The 6063-nt window shown below is 44.5% G+C and carries 5 protein-coding genes and 1 pseudogene; 4 read left to right on the top strand and 2 right to left on the bottom strand.

All coding sequences use genetic code 11. The features are described from left to right. Both AC3A8L_RS06740 and fusA read right to left on the bottom strand, forming a co-directional pair. Positions 1 to 434, bottom strand: a pseudogene (locus AC3A8L_RS06740) (sulfite exporter TauE/SafE family protein); the annotation flags it as partial. Positions 435 to 609: 175 nt separating this feature from the next. Beyond that, on the bottom strand, positions 610 to 2703 hold the full coding sequence (gene fusA / locus AC3A8L_RS06735) for an elongation factor G (RefSeq protein ID WP_487961469.1): 2094 nt from the start codon (positions 2701 to 2703) through the stop codon (positions 610 to 612). A gap of 490 nt (positions 2704 to 3193) precedes the next feature. On the opposite strand from fusA, the gene AC3A8L_RS06730 reads away from it, so the two are divergent. The 4 genes from AC3A8L_RS06730 to AC3A8L_RS06715 all read left to right on the top strand — a co-directional run bounded on the left by AC3A8L_RS06730 (position 3194) and on the right by AC3A8L_RS06715 (position 5695). Further along, complete coding sequence (locus AC3A8L_RS06730; RefSeq protein WP_487961468.1) at positions 3194 to 3475, top strand: hypothetical protein; 282 nt, start codon at positions 3194 to 3196, stop codon at positions 3473 to 3475. 554 nt (positions 3476 to 4029) lie between these two features. Beyond that, positions 4030 to 4215: a hypothetical protein gene (locus AC3A8L_RS06725; RefSeq protein WP_487961467.1), complete on the top strand. Its 186-nt coding sequence runs from the start codon at positions 4030 to 4032 to the stop codon at positions 4213 to 4215. A 291-nt stretch (positions 4216 to 4506) separates the two neighbouring features. Beyond that, positions 4507 to 5235, top strand: a complete 729-nt coding sequence (locus AC3A8L_RS06720) for an SIMPL domain-containing protein (protein WP_487961466.1) — start codon at positions 4507 to 4509, stop codon at positions 5233 to 5235. Positions 5236 to 5320: 85 nt separating this feature from the next. Next, entirely contained in the window at positions 5321 to 5695 is a 375-nt protein-coding gene (locus tag AC3A8L_RS06715) for a hypothetical protein (protein ID WP_487961465.1), read from the top strand. The last annotated feature ends 368 nt before the right edge of the window (positions 5696 to 6063 follow it).

The following is a 6063-nucleotide window of genomic DNA, read 5'->3' as shown; positions in this document are numbered from 1 at the left end:
ACGGCAAACACGATTTTTATCCAAAGCTCGGGAACAAAGGGCGCGAAGAAGAATATGCCGAGCGGAGTGCCGACGAGAGTGCCGAGCATGGCGCCTTTTAGCATGGCCTGCGCCAAGGGCTGGCGGCGTGCCCAAATAAGCAGTGCTGCGCTGGTCATGCCGACGGATTGCACGGCAAAGCTGAAGTCGCGGCCTAGGCTTGCGGGCATATCAAAAAGGAGTACTAACACGGGGAAACCGACTGTACCGCCACCCATGGGGGTGGATCCTGCGGCATAGCTACCCAAGGCCATAGCCAGGGCCATAGGCCAGTGTTCTTGCGCGGTAGCCCAATAATCCAAGCCAATGACTAACCACAACCACAAAGCATAGAATGCCAGTAGCCAAAGGCCCCAGACCCAGAGGTAGGTTTTCGCGGGTTTAATCAGTGACATGGTGATACTCGGGAAATGGGGCCGCTATTCTAAGGGAAAAAGCGGTGCGCTGCAGGTTGCTGTGCACACAAGGAGGCGTGCTCACAAGGGAATACCCATAGGCATAAAAAAAGCCCCTGCTGCTTGCGCAGCGGGGGCTTTTAGCGGTACTAAAATAGCAGTACTAAAAAGAGTCTTACTTTTTCGCTTTTTCTTCGCGACGTGCTTTAGCAGCAGCCATAACTTTCTCGGCAACTTGCGAAGGACATGCCGCGTAGTGAGAGAACTCCATAGAGAACTGACCACGACCAGAAGTCATCGTACGCAAGGTACCGATGTAACCAAACATTTCAGAAAGAGGAACGTCACACTTAATGCGAACACCGGTTAAACCCGCTTCTTGGCCTGCAATCATGCCGCGACGACGGTTCAAGTCACCAATAACATCACCTACGTGATCTTCTGGTGTAAACACGTCAACTTTCATGACTGGCTCAAGTAATTGTGGGCCCGCTTTAGGCATAGATTGACGGAAAGCACCGCGCGCGGCGATTTCGAAAGCTACAGCCGATGAATCGACGGCGTGGAAGCCACCGTCATAAAGCTCAATTTCAACGTCAAGTACAGGGAAGCGCGCTAAAGGACCTTCACCCATCATGCCTTTGAAGCCTTTCTCAATAGCAGGGAAGAATTCTTTAGGTACGTTACCGCCCACAACAGAAGACTTAAAGGTAAAGCCGGTATTTTGCTCGCCGGGCTTGATGCGGTAATCGATTTTACCGAACTGACCAGAACCACCAGATTGTTTCTTGTGGGTGTAGCTGTCGTCAATTTCTTGTGTAATGGTTTCGCGGTAAGCCACTTGTGGTTCACCCACAACAAGCTCAACACCGTAAGTACGCTTAAGAATATCAACTTTGATATCTAGGTGAAGTTCGCCCATACCTTTAAGGATGGTTTCGCCTGAATCTTCGTCAGTTTCAACACGGAAAGAAGGGTCTTCTGCAACCATTTTACCGATCGCAACACCCATTTTTTCTGAGCCGCCTTTATCTTTAGGCGCTACAGCGATTGAGATTACGGGCTCTGGGAATACCATCGCTTCAAGCGTACAAGGGTGCTTAGGATCACACAGGGTGTGACCAGTTTGCACGTTCTTCATACCTACAATCGCGATGATGTCGCCAGCTTGAGCATAATCGATTTCATTGCGGTCATCGGCTTGCATCTCAACCATACGGCCAACACGCTCGGTTTTACCGGTGAAAGAGTTAAGGATGGTGTCACCCTTATTCAATACGCCAGAGTAAATGCGAACAAAAGTAAGCGCGCCAAAACGGTCGTCCATAATCTTAAACGCAAGTGCGCGTAAAGGTTGGTCAACAGAAACGATTGCTTTTTCACCATTAGCGTTACCCTCTTCGTCAGTAAGATCTTGTGGATCCACTTCGGTAGGGGTTGGCAAGTAAGAAACAACAGCATCTAACAACAACTGCATGCCTTTGTTCTTAAAGGCTGAACCACAGTAAGTTGGGAAGAACGTTAAGTCGCGAGTACCTGTACGGATACAGCGATTAATGTCTTCAATAGAAGGCTCTTCACCTTCCATATAAGCCATTAACAAATCGTCATCAACTTCAACCGCAGTTTCGATAAGTAACTCGCGGTAAGTTTCTACGTCATCAACCATATCCGCTGGGATATCGGTGATTTCGAAGTTTTCGGGTTGGCCTGTTTCATCCCAAATGTGGGCTTTACGGGTAAGAAGGTCAACAACACCGACAAACTCGTCTTCGCGGCCGATAGGCAATACCATGATTAATGGCTTAGCGCCTAAAACTTTTTGTACTTGGTCGGTAACGCGGATGAAGTCTGCGCCCATGCGGTCAAGTTTGTTAACGAAGATGATACGTGCAACTTCAGATTCGTTAGCGTAACGCCAGTTGGTTTCTGATTGTGGCTCAACACCACCAGAACCACAAAATACGCCGATACCGCCATCAAGAACCTTAAGTGAACGGTAAACTTCTACGGTGAAGTCAACGTGCCCAGGGGTATCAATAACGTTGAAGCGGTGATTGTCCCAAAAACAGCTAACTGCTGCTGATTGGATGGTAATTCCGCGCTCGGCTTCCTGTTCCATGAAGTCGGTTGTTGATTCACCTTCGTGAACCTCGCCCAATTTATGGATTTTGCCAGTTAGCTTTAAAATACGTTCTGTAGTGGTAGTTTTGCCTGCGTCAACGTGGGCAAAGATACCGATATTACGGTAAAGGGATAAGTCAGCCATTACTTTTTACTCGAATTGGAGTTGTCAAAAAATCGCGCGTAAGTATACAGCGTAAATTTGTGGAAATCTCACCTAGCTAGCATTAAGTCGCGCCAGAATCGATAAAAAGGTTGAAATTTTAGCCCTTGGGTACTCTTGTGCATGCGTAATGGCGCGCACCTGTCGGCTTGTTTTTCGGTTCTTTGGGTATATAAAGTCACCGTGTGTCATTAAAGTAACACATCGCCAAAAGGTAACACTTGGTGACAATATCGCTACTTTGCTACCGGTTCTATCTGGCGTTTTTGGTACTTGTGTACTAGAGAAAACACCTCTGAAAGCCTTTGTATCACTGTATTGTGATCTTATTGTCACTGTAACAAAAAGATCACAACTATTTTCTTGCGTATGCGTAGTTTTGTGTTACCTTATGTAACGTGAAGTAACACTTCGCACCGTCATGCAGAATGACCTGCATGAAGGTATCAACCAAATATGCGAGAGAAACATTATGAACAAGCTTGCTTTTGTACTACTGGCTTTACTAGCGTCTAAAGGCGTTGTAGCTGGTGAGGTTGATGCCACGAATCCACAAGTCGCTGAGCCAGCAACCCTGGCGTACGCAACTGCGGAAACAGGCATCAATAATTCTGAATGGGCACTTGGCCCTGTTAACCTGCCTGTGACCGCTGCGCAGCACAAACAAATTACCGACGCTACCTATGCGATGAATGCACAAGTCATCAATAAATTGTACGTCGAGCTTTACCGAAGTCTAGAAACAGAGCTCTAGGTTTTTGAATTCTGAGCATGCTCAGGTAAGTATGGATACTGGCTCACCTCTGGTGAGTGGTAGTGGCGTTTTTCGGATGAGGCACTACCGACCTAACAATACGGCTCCCCCTTCAAAGTATTGTTATTTTTTATGCGATCTATCGCACCCTGTACCAACCAATCTTTTCCCTCGTGTTTTGGTACAGGGTTTTTTTTCCCGTTAATTCCTTCCTGTTGATTCAATTTTTTATTTCTGCTGATCGATGTTGCATTGCATCGTCAAAATACAGTGTGCGCGATCTATTTATCTTGGTAATTACTCCTCGATCATCCCCCCTAACCTTTTAAGTGCAATAGCTAGTCATTTATCAACACAAAAAGCGAATAATAGATGCGCATGCTTTTGGCCATTTCATGCACGCCCCTTAATCATTTAAAAGGTGAGGATTAGTGCCTATCGCCTTTGCAGCCAATTGCGCACCATACGGAGAAAATGAAAGTACCCAGGCAGTTATTGCTCCGGGCCGCCAAAGCACGGAACACGGAATAATGTAACAGTAACAGCGCGACCTCATGGTACGTCACTGCTGGATGGCCAGTGGTAACTACCCCTGGACGATTGCGCCACGTAAAAAACGTAACGAATATATGGCAGCCCTTGAGGAGGCAAGTGCAAGCCAAAACATAAAGCCCTTCGCGATATTTATAGGGGCGCTTGTACAAACTGCGCTAGAGGGTAAGGCAGAAATAGACGGCTGAGCTTTTGCTGAGGGTAATTCCTGGCTAACATTCGTCGTTATCTGAGAGTACATACTCATCAGCAGATTTCTATCCAATACGGCTGGGACGCTATGTAAATAACAAAGATCATTCGTATTGTGATGGGGGTGGATAAATGCCTAGATGTGGACACTAGCCTGATACTGGAAGATGTCTACATTAAGTAATTTAGGTATAGTTGTAGGCTGTTTGGTCTATATATAGGCATATGCCTATATGTGACCATGAGCGTGAATAAGATGTTAAGTCCAATAAGGAATCACCGATATTATGAAAGTATTCACAATTTTAATTTTATGCATTATGTCGATTGGAGTGATAGCAAACCCTCTTCCATCAAAGCCACATGTATATGTTGAAGGTAGCGCGACGATAGAAATTGAACCTGATGAGATGTCGTTTTCTATTAAAATAGCCCAAACAGATGAGGTTCTTGGTGAGGCAAAATTTAGCGTAGATGAACGCTCGAATATACTCATAAATATATGCAAAGAGTTAGGTATTCTTAACGAAGATATTGCCACAACTACCTTAAGAGTTAACCCATCATATACATACGTAGATAATAAAAGAGTTTCAAATGGAACCACCGTATCTAGGGATGTTGACATTAAACTAAGGGATTTAGAGAAATACTCAGATGTTATGAAAGCATTCGTGGAGGCTAAAATATCTCAAACTATATCTACAAAGCTACTCGTATCAAATCAAAATACACTAACTGACGATGCTTTGGTTAAAGCACTCAAAGATGCTAAGCAGCGGGCTACTAGGCTTGCAGCAGCTCAGGGGAAAAAACTAGGAGATGCATACTCAATTTCAGAGTTCATGACTCGTGGCGAAGAGCGCTATATGTTACAAGTAACTCGTGATGTTAGTGGTAAGTCTTCAAATATTGTTCATGCAGATTTAGCAATGCCAAGCTCCCCAAGAGAGCCATTTGAACCTGGTGTAATGGTCGCCAAAGCTCAGGTGTTTGTTGTTTACTTGCTAAAGTAGCGGTATAACAAGTGGGTCAATGCGACTCCAAAACCTGTGGTTTTTCCGCACATTACCCAAGCGTTATAAAAGGAGAAATAAAATAATGAAATTAGTTGCTGTTGCTTTTTTAATTTTACTTGGCGGCTGCGTCTCCAATACAGCCAAGGAAACTCATCAAGAGAAAGAAATTGAAGTTCGCACAATTCAAAAGGAGTTTGCCCCTCATATCTGGTCTGACCATAAGATTCTTAAGGTTTCTACTGAAGTGTGTGCGAAGAAGGGTACAGAAATACTTGAATCTCTTGGTTTTAATCAAATAGTAAAAAATGGCACCTATGTCTACGGAAGCTATAGTAATAATCGGGCCGTAATTAAATGTACATATGTTGGTAAAAACACCTTTGTCTACGCTGCCGTAGCAGGCCCTAAGGTAGAGGTTGTTGAAAAACTACGAAATGACATAGTTTGGCAATTATAAACGAACAAGGATAGATTGCGCGAAGCCGCAATCTATCCCGTTGTTGAACAAGCCCGGTTTTCGAAGGATAGCTTATTAAGCAGAAAGGTAATTCAGCTTGTGATTTGTCAAAGACTTAAATGACCTAAGTGCGCAGCTCTATATTTCTTGATTCAATAACAATTATGTTAGCTCGCGTGTTGGCGGATAACACCGACGATTTTCCATTCCTGTCCATCGCGTATTACTGCATTTAAAATGATTATCATTTTTATCATGCGGACAGTAATGCGTTTTGTGTGTTTACCTTCTGCCTCCAGACGTTGATATGTTAAGTTTTGATCGACCACCGCCTTGTAATAAGTCATGCTCAATACAATGCAAAAAAA

Source organism: Marinagarivorans sp. (assembly GCF_982758155.1).
This window is presented reverse-complemented; position numbering and strand designations above follow the sequence as displayed.